At 40.1% G+C, this 19037-nt stretch carries 17 protein-coding genes; 16 read left to right on the top strand and 1 reads right to left on the bottom strand.

Going from position 1 to position 19037, the window contains the following annotated elements; translation table 11 throughout:
* Positions 1-8 precede the first annotated feature (8 nt).
* The 10 genes from FG383_RS12120 (at position 9) to FG383_RS12165 (ending at position 10405) form a co-directional block, all read left to right on the top strand.
* Positions 9-797: an SDR family NAD(P)-dependent oxidoreductase gene (locus tag FG383_RS12120; RefSeq protein ID WP_246096983.1), complete on the top strand. Its 789-nt coding sequence runs from the start codon at positions 9-11 to the stop codon at positions 795-797.
* A gap of 131 nt (positions 798-928) precedes the next feature.
* Positions 929-2386 carry a Na+/H+ antiporter NhaC gene (gene nhaC, locus FG383_RS12125; RefSeq protein WP_142607652.1) on the top strand — a complete coding sequence of 486 codons (1458 nt, stop codon included), beginning with the start codon at positions 929-931 and terminating at the stop codon, positions 2384-2386.
* 18 nt (positions 2387-2404) lie between these two features.
* Positions 2405-3178 carry a LamB/YcsF family protein gene (locus FG383_RS12130; RefSeq protein WP_142607653.1) on the top strand — a complete coding sequence of 258 codons (774 nt, stop codon included), beginning with the start codon at positions 2405-2407 and terminating at the stop codon, positions 3176-3178.
* A 44-nt stretch (positions 3179-3222) separates the two neighbouring features.
* Positions 3223-3957: a 5-oxoprolinase subunit PxpB gene (gene pxpB / locus FG383_RS12135; protein WP_185907927.1), complete on the top strand. Its 735-nt coding sequence runs from the start codon at positions 3223-3225 to the stop codon at positions 3955-3957.
* Complete coding sequence (locus FG383_RS12140; protein ID WP_142607655.1) at positions 3945-4919, top strand: 5-oxoprolinase subunit C family protein; 975 nt, start codon at positions 3945-3947, stop codon at positions 4917-4919. Before pxpB ends, FG383_RS12140 begins: the two co-directional genes overlap by 13 nt.
* A 28-nt stretch (positions 4920-4947) precedes the next feature.
* Positions 4948-5427, top strand: coding sequence for an acetyl-CoA carboxylase biotin carboxyl carrier protein (gene accB, locus FG383_RS12145; RefSeq protein WP_342782142.1), 480 nt, complete (start codon positions 4948-4950; stop codon positions 5425-5427).
* A gap of 49 nt (positions 5428-5476) precedes the next feature.
* On the top strand, positions 5477-6853 hold the full coding sequence (gene accC, locus FG383_RS12150) for an acetyl-CoA carboxylase biotin carboxylase subunit (protein WP_142607657.1): 1377 nt from the start codon (positions 5477-5479) through the stop codon (positions 6851-6853).
* 52 nt (positions 6854-6905) lie between these two features.
* A complete protein-coding gene (locus FG383_RS12155; RefSeq protein WP_142607658.1) occupies positions 6906-7652 on the top strand; it encodes a class II aldolase/adducin family protein in 747 nt (248 codons plus the stop codon).
* A 460-nt stretch (positions 7653-8112) separates the two neighbouring features.
* The gene (locus FG383_RS12160; protein ID WP_246096984.1) at positions 8113-9687 is read left to right on the top strand and encodes a flagellar assembly protein A; all 1575 of its coding nucleotides are present in this window, start codon (positions 8113-8115) and stop codon (positions 9685-9687) included.
* The gene (locus FG383_RS12165) at positions 9680-10405 is read left to right on the top strand and encodes a glycerophosphodiester phosphodiesterase (protein WP_142607659.1); all 726 of its coding nucleotides are present in this window, start codon (positions 9680-9682) and stop codon (positions 10403-10405) included. The genes FG383_RS12160 and FG383_RS12165 overlap by 8 nt, the downstream gene beginning before the upstream one ends.
* Before the next feature lie 4 nt (positions 10406-10409).
* On the opposite strand, the gene FG383_RS12170 is transcribed toward FG383_RS12165, so the two are convergent.
* On the bottom strand, positions 10410-10655 hold the full coding sequence (locus tag FG383_RS12170) for a DUF2627 domain-containing protein (protein ID WP_142607660.1): 246 nt from the start codon (positions 10653-10655) through the stop codon (positions 10410-10412).
* A 129-nt stretch (positions 10656-10784) separates the two neighbouring features.
* Between FG383_RS12170 and FG383_RS12175 the strand changes: the two genes are divergently transcribed.
* The 6 genes from FG383_RS12175 to FG383_RS12200 all read left to right on the top strand — a co-directional run bounded on the left by FG383_RS12175 (position 10785) and on the right by FG383_RS12200 (position 18848).
* Positions 10785-12800 carry a sigma 54-interacting transcriptional regulator gene (locus FG383_RS12175; RefSeq protein ID WP_142607661.1) on the top strand — a complete coding sequence of 672 codons (2016 nt, stop codon included), beginning with the start codon at positions 10785-10787 and terminating at the stop codon, positions 12798-12800.
* A gap of 85 nt (positions 12801-12885) precedes the next feature.
* A complete protein-coding gene (locus FG383_RS12180; protein ID WP_142607662.1) occupies positions 12886-13980 on the top strand; it encodes a Leu/Phe/Val dehydrogenase in 1095 nt (364 codons plus the stop codon).
* Between the two features lie 116 nt (positions 13981-14096).
* Positions 14097-15527: a dihydrolipoyl dehydrogenase gene (gene lpdA, locus FG383_RS12185; protein ID WP_142607663.1), complete on the top strand. Its 1431-nt coding sequence runs from the start codon at positions 14097-14099 to the stop codon at positions 15525-15527.
* 16 nt (positions 15528-15543) lie between these two features.
* Positions 15544-16554, top strand: a complete 1011-nt coding sequence (locus FG383_RS12190; protein ID WP_142607664.1) for a thiamine pyrophosphate-dependent dehydrogenase E1 component subunit alpha — start codon at positions 15544-15546, stop codon at positions 16552-16554.
* Positions 16554-17537, top strand: a complete 984-nt coding sequence (locus FG383_RS12195; protein ID WP_142607665.1) for an alpha-ketoacid dehydrogenase subunit beta — start codon at positions 16554-16556, stop codon at positions 17535-17537. The genes FG383_RS12190 and FG383_RS12195 overlap by 1 nt, the downstream gene beginning before the upstream one ends.
* Before the next feature lie 12 nt (positions 17538-17549).
* Positions 17550-18848: a dihydrolipoamide acetyltransferase family protein gene (locus FG383_RS12200; RefSeq protein ID WP_142607666.1), complete on the top strand. Its 1299-nt coding sequence runs from the start codon at positions 17550-17552 to the stop codon at positions 18846-18848.
* The last annotated feature ends 189 nt before the right edge of the window (positions 18849-19037 follow it).

Raw genomic sequence — 19037 nt, forward strand, 5'->3', positions numbered from 1 at the left:
AGGAGCTTATGATGAGATTAAAAGAAAAAGTAACGATCATTACGGGTGGTAGTCAAGGGATTGGGGAAGCTACTGCGAAGAAGCTTGGTGAACATGGCTCTAAAATTGTCATTGCGGATATCGATAAAGAGACTGGATTGAAAACGGTAAGGGACTTGCAAGCGCAAGGAATTGAGGCTATTTTTTGGAAAACCGATGTCAGTAATGAGCAAGATGTTCAAGATTTAATGCACGTAACGGTCGAGCAGTTTGGAGGGGTAGATGCCTTAGTCAATAATGCAGCGGCTACGATTCGTAAATCTGTGCAAGACACATCATTGGAAGAGTGGCAAAAAGTGATCAATGTCAACTTGACGGGTGCATTTCTTTGTTCGAAGTATGCCATTCCGAAAATGGAAAAACGGGGTGGTGGAGCGATTGTGAATATGGCATCTTGGCATGCCTATCGAACCATTACACGATTTGCCGCTTATGCTGCATCCAAAGGAGGCATGACCGCGTTGACAAGACAAATGTCCTTAGATTGTGGACCTTTAAATATTCGTGTCAACGCAGTTTGTCCAAGTACGGTAGATACGCCAATGTTGTATGAAACATTTAAAAGTTTGCCAGATCCGGAAGATGCGTTTCAACAAACGTTGGACTATCAACCTCTAGGTAGAATTGCTACTGGTGAGGACATTGCGAATGCATGTCTATTCCTTATTTCGGATGAATCGAATTATATTAGTGGGCATTCGTTAATGGTTGATGGCGGAACGTTTAATAAAGTAGCACGGCCATTGATGTTTGACTAATCAAGTTAATTCAACAATAGACAAGTTAAACTTATGAAAAGGAAAGGGCGATGAATAGAAAGTGTTGAATGCTGTGAATAGCCAATTGACTATAGAAGTGAAATTCCAATAGGGGGAGTTGTCCTAAAGTTATGAAAGAAAAACAAATTCATTTACCCAAACCGTTTGAATTATTTATCGTAATGGGATTGTTTTTGGCAATCATGTATTTTTCTCTTGCAGTGTATGAACTACCTATTCATCTGGCGTTAATAGCTGTCTGGTTTGTGCTGATTTTTCTCGGAATACGGATTGGACATACCTATGACAATTTACAAAAATCAATTGTCACAGGTATTTTCACAGGACTAGAAGCCATTCTCATTATTATTTTTGTCGGGACGTTAATAGGTTCGTGGATCGCTGGGGGAATTGTCCCGACGCTTATCTATTTCGGATTACAGATGATTCATCCAAGTATATTTCTATTGGCTACATTACTAATATGTTCGTTAACCTCTATTGCGACAGGAACTTCTTGGGGAACAGCAGGGACTGCGGGGATTGCGATGATGGGAATTGGTGAAAGTTTTGGTTTACCATTACCGCTCGTTGCTGGAGCAGTTGTGTCAGGTGCCTATTTTGGGGATAAATTGTCGCCGATTTCCGATTCGACAGTGATGACAGCTTCTCTCGCAAAAGTGGATCTTATTAAGCATGTTAAATCCATGTTATTAATCAGTTTTCCGGCACTTGTACTTTCGGGAATCATGTTTTTAGTGGCAGGCTTTTTCTTTACAAGTAGAGGCAATGATTTAAGTATCGTGATAAATAATATTCAAGCATTGAGCGCTAATTTTAACGTCTCTTGGTACATGCTCATCCCGATGGTCGTCGTCATTGTCATGTTGATGAAAGGGATACCTGCTATGTTGACCTTAGCCTTTGGTTCTGTACTCGGAATTGTATGGGCAATTGTTTTTCAAGGTATGGATGTCATTACAGCAATAGGGACATTGTATAGCGGGTTTGTTATCGAGTCAGGAGTCCCTTTTATAGATTTATTATTTAATCGTGGTGGAATTGAATCTATGCTAGGTGTCATTGCCATTATGATTTTGGCATTGGGCTTGGGTGGGCTAATGGAACAGGTTGGAATTTTAACTGTACTTACTATTATATTGTCAAAGTGGATTACGAATGCGGGCAGGTTAACTTCTTCAACCATTTTTGCAGCCTTTTTAGGGAATTTCTTTGGAAGTGCCGGCTATGTCTCTTTAATAACCGGGTGTAAGGTAACAGAAAAAAACTATGACCTTTTAAAGATTGACCGACGTGTTTTATCAAGAAACATGGAAACGGGTGGAATCCTAACGTCTCCCTTAGTTCCGTGGGCAGATAACGGAATCTATATGGCTGCAGTTCTGGGTGTGTCTACTATGTCTTATCTTCCGTTTGCCTGGTTAAATCTCGTAGGTCTAGCGATTGCTTTATTTTACGGGTTTTCTGGTAAGTTCATCTGGTATACAAAGGATGTCGAGGGCGAAGTCAACAAGGATAGAAAAAAAACGGTTGTCGTGGAGAAAAAAACTGAACAACCTGTTAGTTAGTATTGGGAGGGATTAAAAGTGACGAAAATAATTGATCTGAACTGCGATATGGGTGAAAGCTTTGGAGCCTATAAATTGGGGATGGATGAAGAGGTCATTCAGTTAATTTCTTCGGCCAATATTGCTTGCGGATTTCACGCAGGGGATCCGAATGTAATGGATCATACAGTGGCCATGGCTAAGGAATATAACGTAGGGATTGGCGTTCATATAGGATACCCAGACTTATTGGGATTTGGCCGGAGGGATATAGATATTTCACGCAAAGATTTAATGAATTATATTATTTACCAAATCGGCGCGTTAGAAGCATTCTGCCGAAAACACCAAGTGCAGGTACAGCATGTCAAAGCACATGGCAGCATGGGCAACATGTCATTTGTCAATCGAAACATAGCGGATGCGATAGTGGATGCGGTCCAAGAAGTGCTGCCAACTACAAAGCTATTTGTCTTACCGGGAACTGAAATTCATAAAGCAGCAGAAGAAAAAGGACTATCGCATGTGCTAGAAGTATTTGCGGATCGCGCTTATAACCGGGATGCTACGCTCGTGTCGCGCAAGTTACCGGGTGCCGTCATCAAAGATCCCCAGGAAGCTGCCGACAATGTATTAAGAATGATTCTTGACGGAAAAGCCAAGACCATTGACGGAGAGTTCATTGATATCAAAGCAGATAGCATCTGTGTGCATGGAGATACGCAAGGGGCATTGGATATTGTTCGGCATTTGAGAAGGTGCATTGAGGAGAAGGGGATCGAAATTGCGCCTGTAGGTCGTTGGCATGCGTAAGAAATAATCGATAGGACCTAATCCATTAGAAAAGGAGCATGCTCATGACGACGAATACAGCAAGCAGGACCCCGCTCTACTTACCGATGGGTGATCAGGCAATCATCATTCAATTTGAACACGTTATTTCTCTAGAGACGAACAAGCGTGTACAAACGATAGCTTATTTGATAGAAAGTAGTCAGATTGTGGGAGTCACGCAACTGATTCCTGCATTTAATAATCTAACCGTTTGTTATGATCCTGTCGTAATTGGGTTCGACGAATTAGTTGAAACGTTGAAGAAGTTTGAAGGGGACGACCTGGAACAAATTCAGATAAACAGCAAAACATTGCACATTCCCGTTGTCTTTGGCGGAGACTACGGGCCGGACTTAGAAGAGATTGCCGATCATGCGAAGTTAAGTATAGAGGAAGTAGTTTCATTGATTCAATCCAAACGTTACTTTGTCTATATGATTGGATTCATTGCCGGCTATCCGTATTGTGGTGATATTGATCCGAGATTGTCACTTCCAAGACGGGCAAATCCACGGGGAAAGGTAGAGAAAGGGACGATTCAAATCGTGAATAATTTAACGGGTATTTTTACGATGACTGCGCCTTCCGGGTGGCATATTGTTGGCTGGACACCTATGGAAATCTTCAATCCAAAATCAGATCCACCAAGTCTCCTTCAGGCAGGGGATTACATCCAATACATCCCTATAAGTGAAGAAGAAGCACAGCGGTGGAATCAAGATAGCCAGAGAGAGTGGGACCAAAAATGGAATATGTAAGCGTACTGAAACCGGGGTTATTGACAACCATTCAAGATTTAGGTCGTCCGATGTATCGGACGTTGGGTGTGTCTGCTTCTGGAGCGATGGATCCTTTGTCATTCCGTTTGGCAAATATTCTTGTCGGCAATGAAGAAGGGGAGGCGGCATTAGAAGTAACGCTTATTGGCCCTTATTTACAGTTTCATAACGATGGGGTCATTGCGATAACAGGAGGCAATCTTTCTCCAAAACTAAATGGGCAAGCGGTTACGATGTGGAAAGCGTTGCGGGTAAAGCAAGGGGACGAACTACGGTTCGGAAATTGTGTGGATGGTTGCCGAGCGTACATCGCTTTTGCAGGAGGCATTGATACACCAGAAATTATGGGAAGTCAATCGACATTTATTCGTGGAAACTATGGAGGCAAGGATGGAAGGGCGCTGAAGGCAGGGGATCGTCTGCCGTTGGGAATATCTTTCTACGGGGTGGACGATTTAACGGGTCGAAGGATACGCCCGGCGGATGTCCCAGATTTTACAACCGATCGTCCCGTGCAATTTATAGTAGGGCCACATGAACAAGAATTTACAGACGAATCATTTGCTTCTTTTTTGAATAAGCCCTATACCGTATCGAATGAATCAGATCGAATGGGCTACCGTTTACAAGGGCCGATCTTGGAACATGTCAACAGTCCGGATATTATTTCTGACTTTATTACGGTGGGAACAATACAAGTTCCAGGCAGCGGCCAACCTATTATTCATATGGCGGACTGCGGAACATCGGGGGGCTATACCAAAATCGGCGTAATTACAACGATTGATCTCCCCTATGTTGCTCAACGAAAACCTGGAGACAATCTAACGTTTCAACCTGTCGCAATGAAAGTAGCACAGCTGCAGTTGCGAAAACAAGAACGTTTTATCGCAGAGTTACGCCTTGTGAATAAAAGTATGACAAAACTCAGAGTAATTTAATATACGGGGAGTGTTGGTTGTGTTTAAAATGGCAGAAGTTCGAGAGATTTTCCAACTGTTCAATGATTCATCCGTTCAGGAATTTTTATTTGAACAAGATGCTACAAAAATTGCATTGAAAAAAGAGTTTGGCGCAACGCCAGCAACGGATACGGGGATTGCTGAAGGCTCCAATGCTATCGCGAGTTCGGCTGTTATCGTTCAGGAACGTTCAAATGAAGCTACTGTGGCAAGCCCGAAAGAGCTCGTAAATGAGACAGCTACTATGGTACGAGAAATTACGTCGACAATGGTCGGGACATTTTATTTACGTGAAAATCCAGAGTCAGATCCTTATGTGGAAATAGGGAAAAAAATTCAACCAGATGATGTAGTCTGTATCGTAGAAGCGATGAAGCTTTTTAATGAAATTGAAGCGGAAGTACATGGAGAAATTATCGATATTTTAGTGGAAGATGGCCAAGTCGTTGAATATGGCCAAGCACTATTCCTAGTAAAAGAATTGTAGTACTTGCCTATCGAGTTAGAAAAATAAATGGATAGGAGGAGAAGTGAGCATGTTTAAAAAAGTACTCATCGCTAACAGGGGAGAAATCGCGGTTCGGATCATCAGGGCATGTCGCGAACTTGGGATTGAAACGGTTGCAGTGTACTCGGAGGCTGATAAAGAGGCGTTACATGTACAAATGGCTGACGTGGCATATTGTATTGGCAAAGCAGCAGCGAAAGACAGTTATTTAAATATGAAAAGTATACTGAGCGTTGCCGCCGTTACAGGGGCGGATTCGATTCACCCGGGATACGGTTTTTTAGCAGAAAACGCTGATTTTGTTGAAATTTGTGAAGCGAGCCAGCTAACGTTTATTGGGCCGAGTGCGACGGCAATTCGAAAAATGGGCGACAAAGCTATTGCAAGAGAGACGATGCGTCAGGCAAAGGTGCAGACAGTACCAGGAACAGATGGACTGATTGATGACGCAGAAAACGTTATGGACATCGCAGCTGAAATTGGGTATCCCGTGATTGTCAAAGCCACCACTGGAGGTGGAGGCAAGGGCATGAGAGTTGCCTACGAAGAACAAGAATTAGTAAAAGCGATTCGACAAGCACAACAAGAGGCACAAACGGCTTTTGGGAATGCTAGAGTGTATTTGGAGAAGTATTTGGAAGAGCCGCGTCATGTGGAAATTCAAATTATGGCAGATCGGCAAGGAAACGTTATTTACTTAGGCGAAAGAGATTGTTCTATCCAAAGGCGACATCAAAAATTGGTGGAAGAAGCACCGTCACCGGCCCTCGATGACAAACTACGTAAAGAAATTGGCGAGGCTGCTGTTTTGGCGGCGAAAGCCGTTCGCTATGAAGGAGCTGGTACCGTTGAATTTCTTGTAGATAAGGATGGGGCATTCTACTTTATGGAAATGAATACGCGCATTCAAGTAGAGCACCCTGTCACTGAATTCATTACAGGAGTGGATTTGATCAAAGAACAAATTGCAGTCGCTGCAGGCGAGTCACTATCCATCCGTCAACAAGATGTGCAAATAAACGGTTGGGCGATCGAATGCAGAATCAATGCTGAAGATCCGGCAAGAAACTTTCTGCCGAGCCCAGGCAAAGTAGAGATGTATCTTGCACCTGGTGGAAATGGTGTTCGTATTGATAGTGCCGTCTACCCTGGATATGTCATTCCTCCATTTTATGACTCCATGGTTGCGAAAGTCATCGTTTGGGGGAAAGACCGGAAGGAAGCTATTAGCAGAATGACGAGAGCCCTTGAAGAATTTGTAATTACAGGTATTGAAACGACAATTCCTTTCCATTTACAGTTGATGAAACACGAAAAGTTCATAGAAGGAAATTTTAATACGAAATTTTTGGAACTACATGATCTAGAAATCGAAAAGAGGCAACCTGTTCTTAGTAAAGCATAAATATTTTCATAATGAAAAATCAAATTATTTCAAAATTTGGAGGAGTGTAAATATGAATAAAGTTAATGAAGTTACTAGTATTGAACAAGAGCGTCAATCACGCAAAGAAAAGCTAGCAGGAGCGTTTCGTTTATTCTCTCTATTTGGATTTGACGAAGGAAACGCTGGACATATTACTGTCAAGGACCCCGGCTTCGATGATTGTTTTTGGGTGAATCCTTATAATATGCATTTTAGCCAAATTAAAGTGTCTGATCTTGTAATGGTTAATCATGAAGGGGAAGTTGTAGATGGTAATAGAGAAGTCAATAAGGCCGGATTTACAATTCATTCTCAAATTCATCAAGCACGTCCTGATGTTGTAGCAGCCGCTCATGCACACTCTGTTTATGGAAAGTCATGGTCTACTTTAGGAAGATACTTGGATCCAATAAATCAGGAAGCTTGCGCATTTTATAATGATCACGGGCTGTATTCTGATTATACAGGAGTCGTACATCAGTTAGACGAAGGAGCTAGAATTGGAAAGGCCCTCGGGAACAACAAGGCCTGTATTCTTCAAAATCATGGTTTACTTACAGTTGGGGGTTCGTTAGAGGAGACCGTTTGGTGGTTTGTGAGCATGGAGCGTTCATGCCAAGTTCAGATGTTAGCTGAATCTGTAGGAAAGCCCATTTTAATAGCAGAGGATCATGCCAAACATACAGCTGCTCAAGTTGGGTCACCAGAAGAAGCAAAGCGCTGCTTCCAGCCTTTGTGGGAAAGAATTGTGAACCAACAACCTGACTTCTTAGATTGATATAAAGTTACCTACGAAATGAGAAAAACATAAAATACCCATTTAGGCTGCCGCAATGCCAAATTTTTTTGGTGTAAGGTAGCTTAATTTTTTGTTCCTAAGAAAGTCTATTATTGCTGAGAATTTAACGTACACAGACATTCGGTTATCAGAGCTTGTCGAGGACTAGATACACTCGTGATTTTTCAAAAGTATGCATTATTTCATCAGGTTGGAGAACTTCGTGAGTTTCGATATATTTTTGGGATTTAGCGACATAAATTCATATAAAAAGTTAAGATTAGGTCTTTTATCTTAATTAATGTGGCAGAAGAAACAACTAAACGTCTGTATTTAACAGTAAGCTTTTATCGTTTTTTGAGTAAGTTAGGTATTAATAAGGAAATTCCACTACCCTTCTATTTTTTTCGTACGTTAATCTGTATTAGACGTATAATAATGTTGGAAAGGAAGTGTGTACATGATGATTATTGAAAAAAATGATGAAATAACATTGTCAGAAGAGAATGGACGTGTTTTTATTGCGATAAATAACGATGGATATAACTTAAAAAAATTTGATGAATTAACACGCAAGCACACACGCCTGAAAGTATCTAATTTTTTGGCGTTGAAAAAAGCATTGGAAAATAAATCACATGATCCTATTGAAATAGGCAGTTGGATAGAAAGTATGGAGTTAGTAATAAGTGCAGATAAAATGGAAGCGTTCCTGACGATTTATGAATCACAAAATTACATCCAAGAAAATTTAGCAGAAATTCATACGAACATTCAGAAAGTATTACAGGAACAGCGCATTACTTATGGACATAAACCAATTGATTTACTAACTGTAAAGACAGGAAAAACATACATAGTTGCAAAAGGGTTACCTCCTCAAAAAGGAGAAGATGCGAAAGTGACCTATTTAAACCAAGCGGAAAAAAAGCCTCTTGTCAAAGACGATGGTAAAGCCGACTTTTTTGACATGAATTTTATCGTCGAAATAAAAGAAGGTTCCTGGTTAGGGGAAAAAACACCTCCTCAAAAGGGTGTAGAAGGCATAAATATATTTGGGGAGACCGTTCCTGCTGAACTAGGCGATGATGTTCCGTTAAAATATGACATGAAAAGTGCGTATGAAGTGGAAGAAGGCGGTAAAACTGTACTTCGTTCTAAAACAAAAGGTGTTATTGGAGAAGTGAATGGAGTGCTTTCTGTTCAAAAGCATCTTGTCATTGATGGAGATGTTGGGTTAGAGACAGGAAATCTAACATTCGACGGATCGATTCAAGTGAAAGGAACGGTTATGGCAGGGTATTCCGTTATCGCATCAGGAGATGTTTCAATTGAAGGAAAAGAAGGTGTAAATGCTGCGGAATTGATAAAATCAACAGAAGGAGATGTCTTCATAAAAGGGGGTATTTTCGGACGTAGTGTGACAAAAGTCGAAGCACACAAAAATATTTATATAAAGCATGCAAACGAATGTACTTTAGAAGCAAAAGAGAATATCTATATAGGATTCTATACACTCGGTTCTACTATTGCAGCGAACCAAATATTTCTAGATGAGCGCAAAGGGAAAATAATTGGTGGTAAAATGATGGCAATCAATTCTATCACTGCTGCATATTCTGGTAATAGCTTGGAAAGAAAGACGGAACTGATCGTCCAAGGGATTGATCGAAAAATATTAACGGAAAACGCAAAAGTAAAAGCGGAAGAAATGATAAAGTTGCAAGAGGAAATGCCGAAGTTGAGTGATCAAATTAGTCATTTCAAACAACTAAATAATACAATGACCGTTCAACAAATAGCGGCATATGAACAGACAAAGCAAAAGTACAACCAATTGCAAGTGGAAGTAAAAGAAATCGATGCCGAAATTCAACGAATATTAAAAATGCTACGCCAAACAAGTAGCTATCATATTCATATTACAAAAGAAGCAAATGCTGGGACGATCATTCAAATAGGTTATAAATCGTCTGTCCTATCGAGTGCAACAAAAGGGAAATTTAAAATAGAAAATGGGGAGTTAAATGTCTAATATACCTGTATATGCGCATCGTGGTGCACCAAATAGGGAAGTCGAAAATACAATGAAAGCTTTTCAACGAGCAATAGCACTAGGAGCCGACGGAATTGAATTAGATTTACAACTTTCTGCTGACGGAGTTGCTTTTGTAACGCATGATATTGACTTTTTTCGATTAGCTGGAAGTAATCGACGTATTACAGATATGAGTGCAGAAGAAATTTTACAGCTTAAATTGGGGCGAACGCTCACCCGTAAATTTTATTACAGCCGCGTTTTGACTTTCGACGAGTTTTTACAATTTGCAATTCCCGCTCGTATAAAATTGAACATTGAGCTGAAAGAATCGTTTCTAGGAAAAATAGAAAAAATTATAGAAGTTGTAGAAAAAACAAAAGGTATAGAAGATGTACATTTTTCTTCGTTCGAATTTAGCATATTGCAAACGATTCATGCGATGGGTTTGAATGTACAAACGGCTTTTATAGGCAAAAAAAATGCCGATTGGGACTACGTTTTATCCATAAAAAAAATCGATGCAATCCATCTAAACAAAAAGTTTTATGATTCGGAACTGATGCACAAAATATGGGATGCGGGGTTTCCTATTCGCTTTTACAATGTCAAAGGAAATGAAAAGTACATTGTCCATCCACATGAATCGGTCATTGGATGGATTACGGACTATCCGGGAAAAATAATACAGCGACAAAAAAGGAATCCGACTTAAAAAGTCAGGATTCCTTTTTCTTTTGAAATCGTGGAGCTACTTTTCCGTTTTTTCGATCCCTGTTTAATAAAAATCCGGCAAAGAAGCCTAATCCTAAAACAGTGAAAATAATTCCGCTTATAAATTGTAAAGCTAAGCCCCCTACAGGGAGAATTTGTAATCCGAAAAACGTATCTCTCATTAATTTAATTCCAAATGCAGCTAAAATTCCAGGAATTAATAACACGATTAAAGCCGCTAAACGACCCATTTTCTTCACTCCTGTTCCTACATTTTTAATTTTACATGCAAGAATATGATTGTCAACGAAAGAAACTTACGTTATGATGAATGAGAAGTGCAATAAGTTGCGAAAAAGAAAACGGGGGTGTGCATATTTTTGCAAAACATACTCATTGTAGGCGCAGGTAACGGTGGATATGCACTTCTGAAGTTGATTGAACTAGCTGAATACCTACAAGTAACAGCAATCGTCGACATCAACGAAGAAGCTCCTGGAATGATTTACGCAAAAGAGCACGATATTCCAACCTTTTCAGATTGGAAATCTCTTATAAGTGGTGACATTCAAATCATCATAGATGTAACAGGGCAAAAAGCGGTGTTTCAAGAACTGCTTGCAAATAGACCTGCTACAGCAGTTGTAATACCAGGTGAAATTGCTAACTTAATCGTTACATTAGTGGAAGAAAAAAATGACTATATTCAAATTATTGACCGAAAAAAAATGATGCAAGAACTGATTTTCAACTCTGTCGAAGAAGGTATGATTGGAATTGATGACCTAGGAATCGTCAATTTTTTCAACAAAAGCGCAGAGAGAATGACGAAAATATCTGCAGAAAATGCAATTGGAAAAAAGGTCCGTCAAGTAATAAGTCTAAGTGAATTACCAAGAACCTTCGAGACTGGTCGTGTCGAACTAAACAAAGAACTCACTCTTGAAAGCGGTACCAAAATAGTCACATCAAGGTATCCGATGATCAATGAAGAGGGAAAAAGAGTTGGCGCAATTGCAGTTTTTAAGGATATTACCGAAGTACTTCAACTGGCAGAAGAAATTACTAATTTAACAGAAATTCAAAAAATGTTAGAAGCAATTATTTATTCGAGTGATGATGCTATTTCCGTCGTGGATGAAGAGGGGAAAGGGATTCTTATTAATCCTGCATATACTCGAATTACTGGTTTCAGTGAAGAAGAAGTGATCGGTAAACCGGCAACGGCGGATATTTCAGAAGGGGAAAGTATCCACTTAAAAGTGTTGCAATCGAAAAAGCCGATCCGTGGGGTAAATCTTCGCGTTGGAAAACAGAAAAAAGACGTGATCGTCAATGTTGCTCCAATTCTTGTGAATGGCAATTTAAAAGGGAGTGTCGGGGTAATTCATGACATGACCGAGATGCGCGGACTCATGAAAGAACTGGACCGTGCAAAGACGCTTATTCGTACGCTAGAATCATCGTTTTCACTAGAAGATATTTCGGGAACATCCGAAAAGATTAATTTTGCAATAGATCAAGCAAGACTAGCGGCAAGTGTACCTGTCACCGTCCTCTTAAGGGGAGAGGTTGGTGCGGGGAAAGATTTATTTGCTCATGCGATTCATAGCGAGAGCAATCGCTCGTACCATCCATTTATCCGTGTTAATTGCAGTGCAATGGAAGAACATGTATTGGAAAGAGAATTGTTTGGCTTTGAAGAGAGTGGATTAAGTCATGCAGGATTGTTTGAGGATGCTACAAATGGCACTATTTTCTTGGATGAAGTTGGGGAACTTACGAAAAAGACGCAAGCGAAATTACTTCGCGTTCTTAGAGAAAATGCTATCATTCGAGTTGGGGGAACTTCTTCCATTCCCGTAGATGTCCGAATTATTGCAGCAAGCAGTTTAAATCTTGAAAAAGCGATGCGTGAAGGCACGTTTAGAGAAGATTTTTATTTCCAATTAAATCGTATGCCTATTCATATTCCAGCACTAAGGGAGCGAAAAGAAGACATTCCACTTATAGCGGAACATTTACTTGTGAAGCTTAACCAAGAATTTGGTCGCAATATAGAAGGTTTCACAGAAGAAGCGATGGAAAGTTTGCTTCAATATGATTGGCCAGGGAATGCTCGAGAACTTGAAAATATTATAAGTCGTTCCATGATTTTCTTACAGCCGAATGATCGATTCGTCGAAGAACAGCATTTGCCAAGATCAATGCTTGTTATAGAAGACGAGGATGACATGCCTGATGGAACGCTTGCGGAACAGATGGATGAGATGGAGAAGAAAGTGCTAGCACGAACGTTAAAAGTTTGTGGAGGAAACAAATCGCAAACTGCAAAAAAATTGCAAATTTCGTTGCGCACATTATATTACAAATTAGAGAAATATAATTTGGTCTAAAATGGGAGTTACGTTCAAGCAACAAGGGGTATTCATCATATATAGATAGACAAACTAATCATTTAACTACTAGGAGGAACTACACATGGAAATTTTTAAATATATGGAAACTTACGATTATGAGCAATTAGTATTTTGCCAAGACAAAACTTCAGGATTAAAAGCAATTATTGCGATTCACGATACTACACTTGGACCTGCACTTGGTGGAACCCGTATGTGGAATTATGCGTCAGAAGAAGAAGCAATTGAAGATGCCTTGCGACTAGCAAAAGGCATGACATACAAAAATGCTGCTGCTGGTCTTAATCTTGGTGGCGGTAAAACAGTTATTATTGGAGATCCATTAAAAGACAAAAATGAAGAAATGTTCCGTGCATTTGGTCGTTTCATCCAAGGGTTAAATGGTCGTTATATTACAGCAGAAGATGTAGGTACTACTGTAGCAGATATGGACATTATTCATGAAGAAACGAATTATGTGACTGGTATTTCTGAAGCATTCGGTTCATCAGGTAATCCATCACCAGTAACTGCTTACGGTGTATATGTAGGGATGAAAGCCGCTGCAAAAGAAGCGTTTGGCTCTGATTTATTAGAAGGAAAAACAGTTGCAGTTCAAGGAGTAGGAAACGTTGCATTTACGTTATGCGACTACTTACATAAAGAAGGTGCGAAACTGATTGTAGCGGATATTAACCAAGCTTCGGTAGATCGTGCTGTAAATGCATTCGATGCAGTTCAAGTAGACGTAGATGAAATTTACGCACAAGATGCGGATATTTTCGCTCCATGTGCACTTGGTGCAATTATTAATGACAACACAATTCCGCAACTAAAAGTAAAAGTAATTGCAGGTTCAGCAAATAACCAACTAAAAGACACAAAACATGGTGATTTAATCCATCAAATGGGCATTGCATATGCACCAGATTATGTGATCAACTCAGGTGGCGTAATTAACGTTGCAGACGAGTTAAATGGCTACAATCACGATCGTGCAATGAAGCGTGTTGCTGGTATATATGATACAATTGAAAAGATTTTCGCTATTTCTAAAAGAGATGAAATTCCAACATACGTTGCAGCAGATCGACTTGCGGAAGAGCGCATTGAACGCTTAGGAAAATCAAGAAGCCAATTTTTACAAAATGGCAAACATATTATTACAGGGCGTTAATTTCATTAAATGAGGAACAAGAATAATAACATATAACCAAATGATGGCCGACTTTGAAAAAAGCGGCCTTCTTCGTTCGAATTTTATCTTGTTTTTTGAATTAGGAGGCTAATACGTTGGCAAAAGAATATGATGTAGTCATTATTGGTGGCGGTACTGGTGGGTACGTAGCTGCTATTAGATCCGCACAATTGGGTTTAAAAACTGCAATTGTAGAAAAAGGAAACCTCGGAGGCACATGTTTACATAAAGGATGTATTCCGAGTAAAGCATTGCTACGTAGTGCGGAAGTATATGCAACTACTAAAAATCATGCTGCTGACTTTGGGGTTAACACGTCTGAAGTGACGCTTGACTTTAGTCGAGTACAAGCACGAAAAGAATCCATTGTTAGCCAGTTACATCAAGGTGTACAAGGACTAATGAAAAAAGGTAAAATTGATGTGTATGAAGGTACTGGAAGAATGCTTGGTCCATCCATCTTTTCGCCATCACCAGGTGGCACAATTTCAGTTGAAATGAATAATGGCGATGAAAATGAAATGCTTATTCCGAAAAATGTAGTCATTGCAACTGGTTCTAGACCACGTACTTTACCAGGACTTACAATAGACGGGACATTTGTCATGAGTTCTGACGAAGCATTAGCAATGACGGAATTACCAAAATCGATCCTGATTGTCGGTGGTGGTGTGATCGGAATCGAATGGGCTTCCATGTTGAATGACTTCGGAGTAGAAGTGACGGTTATTGAGTATGCAGATCGTATCATACCTACAGAAGATAAAGATATTTCCAAAGAAATGCAAAAACTACTTGCTAAAAAAGGAATTACATTTGTAACAAGTGCAAAAGTGCTTCCAGAAACACTTCAAACAGGAGACAATCAAGTTACGATTTCTGCAGAACTAAATGGAGAAAACAAAACATTCACTGCTGAAAAAATGCTTGTATCTGTAGGGCGTCAAGCAAATGTGGAAGGCATTGGGATTGAAAATACCGATATCGTTGTGGAAAAAGGATTTATCCAAGTATCTGAAACATTCCAAACAAAAGAATCTCATATATATGCTATTGGTGATGTGATTGGAGGACTTCAATTGGCGCACGTGGCCAGTCATGAAGGAATTACTGCAATCGAGCACCTCGCTGGAAACGAAATTTCACCGATTGACTATAAACTAGTTTCTCGCTGTATTTATTCGAGTCCTGAAAGCTCAAGCGTTGGTATTACAGAACAACAAGCAAAAGAGCAAGGATTTGATGTGAAGATTGGTAAATTCTCATTTAAAGCTATAGGGAAAGCACTAGTTTACGGCGAGTCGGATGGCTTTGTGAAAATTGTTGCGAATAAAGCAACAAATGATATTTTAGGTGTTCATATGATAGGTCCACATGTAACCGATATGATTTCAGAAGCGGGTCTTGCTATGGTTCTTGATGCAACTCCTTGGGAAATCGCACATACGATTCACCCGCATCCTACACTTAGTGAAGTAATGGGTGAAGCGGCACTTGCTGTAGATGGTAAAGCTATTCATATGTAAAAAGGAGGAGTTCTACATGACAACAAATCGTCACGCAGAATTAGGGTTAACAAATGAAGATGTGTTGAAAATGTTCGAAACGATGCTAATGGCACGTCGTATTGACGAACGTATGTGGTTATTAAACCGCGCTGGTAAAATTCCTTTCGTTATATCTTGTCAAGGTCAAGAAGCAGCACAAGTAGGAGCAGCATTTGCACTGGACAATACGAAGGATTATATCGCACCTTACTACCGTGATATGGGCGTTGTTTTACATTTCGGTATGACTGCAAAAGATTTGATGCTATCTGCCTTTGCAAAAGCGGAAGATCCAAACTCTGGCGGTCGCCAAATGCCTGGTCATTTTGGACAAAAGAAAAATAGAATTTTGACTGGTTCTTCACCGGTTACTACTCAATTGCCACATGCTGTGGGAGTAGCACTTGCTGCAAAAATTGAGAAAAAAGATTTTATTACGTTTGTAACTTTAGGAGAAGGTTCTTCTAACCAAGGTGATTTCCACGAAGGGCTAAACTTTGCGGGCGTTCACCAATTACCATGTATTACAATGGTTGAAAACAACAACTACGCAATTTCTGTTCCATTTGAACGCCAAGTAGCAAGTAAAACCGTTGCAGATCGTGCATCTAGTTATGGTATGCCCGGTGTGAGGGTGGATGGAAAAGATCCAATTGCTGTTTATAAAGTAGTAAAAGAAGCGGCAGATCGCGCTCGTACTGGAGAAGGTCCAAGCTTAATCGAAGCGGTAACCTACCGTTTAACTGCGCACTCTTCGGATGATGATGATCGTCAGTACCGTACGGCAGAGGATATTGCAGAAGGTAAAGCGCTAGATCCACTTATTACGTTTGCAAAATATTTACGTGATAATGATATTTTAACGATAGAACAAGAGAAAGAGATTAACGACCGCATCATGAAAGAAGTAAACGAAGCAACAGATTATGCAGAAAACGCACCTTATGCTGCTCCGGAAGATGCATTGAAATATGTATATGCAGAAAAAGATGGGGGGAACGCATAATGGCAATCATGTCTTATATCGATGCAATCACACTTGCAATGAAAGAAGAAATGACTCGCGATGAGCGCGTATTCGTTCTTGGAGAAGACGTAGGTCGAAAAGGCGGTGTATTCAAAGCAACGAATGGTCTGTATGATGAGTTCGGTGAATACCGCGTCTTAGACACACCTCTTGCTGAGTCAGCCATTGCTGGTGTAGGTATTGGTGCGGCAATGTACGGTCTTCGTCCAATTGCGGAAATGCAGTTTGCAGATTTCATCATGCCTGCTGTGAACCAAATTATTTCCGAAGCGGCACGTATTCGTTACCGTTCCAACAATGACTGGACGTGTCCAATCGTTATTCGTGCTCCGTTTGGTGGTGGTATACACGGTGCACTGTATCACTCACAATCAGTGGAAGCCATTTTTGCTAACCAACCAGGATTGAAAATTGTTATTCCTTCCACTCCATACGATGCGAAAGGATTATTAAAAGCGGCAATTCGCGATGAAGATCCAGTGATGTTCTTTGAGCATAAACGTGCATATCGCCTTATTAAAGGCGAAGTTCCGGAAGAAGATTATACAATTGAAATCGGAAAAGCAGATGTAAAACGTGAAGGGGAAGATATTACGGTCATTACGTATGGTCTTGCTGTTCACTTTGCATTGCAAGCGGCAGAACGTTTAGAAAAAGACGGAATTTCCGCACATATCCTTGATTTACGTACTATTTATCCTTTAGATAAAGAAGCAATCATAGAAGCTGCTTCTAAAACAGGAAAAGTACTGCTCGTTACTGAAGATAACAAAGAGGGCAGTATCATTGGGGAAGTAGCTGCAATCATTGCAGAAAATTGCTTATTTGATCTAGATGCTCCAATTATGCGCCTTGCTGGTCCAGATATTCCTGCTATGCCATATGCGCCAACGATGGAAAAATTCTTTATGATCAATCCAGACAAAGTCGAAAAAGCGATGCGCGAACTAGCGGAATATTAAGGAGGAACTTACATGGCTTTAGAACAAATCAAAATGCCTCAACTCGGTGAAAGTGTTACAGAAGGAACGATCGAAAAATGGTTAGTAAAACCAGGCGATCATGTCAATAAGTACGACGCTCTAGCGGAAGTAAATACAGACAAAGTAACAGCTGAAGTGCCTTCTTCTTTTACTGGTGTTATTAAAGAACTAATTGCAAACGAAGGAGACACACTTGCAGTTGGAGAAGTCGTTTGTACGATTGAAACAGAAGGTGGGGCTACAGAAGAAGTAGTGGAAGCTGCACCAGAACAGCCAACTGCTGAAACAGTAAAACCAACAGAAGTGCAAAAGCATACTACTCCAGTCAACCGTGAAAAAGGAGCAAAAGCTCGTTACTCACCAGCAGTACTTAAGTTATCGCAAGAACATGGAATTGATCTTACGTTAGTGAATGGCACTGGCAATGAAGGACGAATTACACGTAAAGATTTGCTGAAAATTATTGAAAGCGGAGAAATTCCAGTAGCTACACAAGCAGAACCAAAAGTGGAGCAAGCCCAAGCGACACCACAAGCCCAAATAACAGCTGCACCAAAAGCAGCTCCGGTAAATGTCCCTGTGGCAGTTGGAGATATTGAAATTCCAATAACAGGTGTTCGTAAAGCAATCGCAGCAAATATGTTACGTAGTAAACATGAAGCTCCACATGCTTGGACGATGATTGAGGTGGATGTAACAAGCTTAGTACAATATCGTGATTCACTCAAAACGGAATTTAAAGCAAAAGAAGGCTTCAACTTAACGTACTTCGCATTTTTCGTAAAAGCTGTTGCCCAAGCACTGAAAGAATTCCCAATGATGAATTCAATGTGGGCTGGTGACAAAATCATACAGAAAAAAGATATCAATATTTCCATCGCTGTTGCGACAGAAGATGCACTATTCGTTCCAGTCATCAAAAACGCTGACGAGAAAACGATTAAAGGCATCGGACGTGAAGTAAACGAACTTGCCGCAAAAGTTCGTTCTGGTAAGTTAAAATCAGACGAAATGCAAGGTGGTACTTTCACTGTAAACAACACAGGATCATTCGGTTCGGTTCAGTCAATGGGAATTATCAACTACCCACAAGCAGCGATTCTTCAAGTTGAATCCATCGTAAAACGTCCAGTAATTATGGATGGTGGAATGATTGCTGCTCGTGATATGGTAAACCTATGTCTATCACTAGACCACCGTGTACTTGACGGTTTAGTTGCTGGTCGTTTCCTAGCACGGGTGAAAGAAATTTTGGAGAATATAACAAAAGAGAATACATCTATTTATTAATGAAAAGTGACTCAAAATCGTTTTAACAACGGTTTTGAGTTTTTTTTATATCTGAATTTGAAAATAGACTATCAAAATATTGGAAGTTGATGGTTCAGGATCGAAGGGATAATACTTTTAAATGATTTGATTTGCACTTTCATAAAAGAATGGGACTGATGTTATATCATTTTATCATTGTATAATGAG

The organism is Psychrobacillus soli, assembly GCF_006861775.1.
Lineage (GTDB): Bacteria > Bacillota > Bacilli > Bacillales_A > Planococcaceae > Psychrobacillus > Psychrobacillus soli.

Excerpts from the sequence above, each read along its gene's own strand:
- accB (WP_342782142.1), top strand. The coding sequence starts at position 4,948 with ATGGCAGAAGTTCGAGAGATTTTCCAACTGTTCAATGATTCATCCGTT.
- FG383_RS12190 (WP_142607664.1), top strand. The coding sequence starts at position 15,544 with ATGACAACAAATCGTCACGCAGAATTAGGGTTAACAAATGAAGATGTG.
- pxpB (WP_185907927.1), top strand. The coding sequence starts at position 3,223 with ATGACGACGAATACAGCAAGCAGGACCCCGCTCTACTTACCGATGGGT.
- FG383_RS12160 (WP_246096984.1), top strand. The coding sequence starts at position 8,113 with ATGATGATTATTGAAAAAAATGATGAAATAACATTGTCAGAAGAGAAT.
- FG383_RS12120 (WP_246096983.1), top strand. The coding sequence starts at position 9 with ATGATGAGATTAAAAGAAAAAGTAACGATCATTACGGGTGGTAGTCAA.
- FG383_RS12140 (WP_142607655.1), top strand. The coding sequence starts at position 3,945 with ATGGAATATGTAAGCGTACTGAAACCGGGGTTATTGACAACCATTCAA.
- accC (WP_142607657.1), top strand. The coding sequence starts at position 5,477 with ATGTTTAAAAAAGTACTCATCGCTAACAGGGGAGAAATCGCGGTTCGG.
- FG383_RS12195 (WP_142607665.1), top strand. The coding sequence starts at position 16,554 with ATGGCAATCATGTCTTATATCGATGCAATCACACTTGCAATGAAAGAA.
- FG383_RS12165 (WP_142607659.1), top strand. The coding sequence starts at position 9,680 with ATGTCTAATATACCTGTATATGCGCATCGTGGTGCACCAAATAGGGAA.
- FG383_RS12170 (WP_142607660.1), bottom strand. The coding sequence starts at position 10,655 with ATGGGTCGTTTAGCGGCTTTAATCGTGTTATTAATTCCTGGAATTTTA.
- nhaC (WP_142607652.1), top strand. The coding sequence starts at position 929 with ATGAAAGAAAAACAAATTCATTTACCCAAACCGTTTGAATTATTTATC.
- FG383_RS12180 (WP_142607662.1), top strand. The coding sequence starts at position 12,886 with ATGGAAATTTTTAAATATATGGAAACTTACGATTATGAGCAATTAGTA.
- FG383_RS12200 (WP_142607666.1), top strand. The coding sequence starts at position 17,550 with ATGGCTTTAGAACAAATCAAAATGCCTCAACTCGGTGAAAGTGTTACA.
- FG383_RS12155 (WP_142607658.1), top strand. The coding sequence starts at position 6,906 with ATGAATAAAGTTAATGAAGTTACTAGTATTGAACAAGAGCGTCAATCA.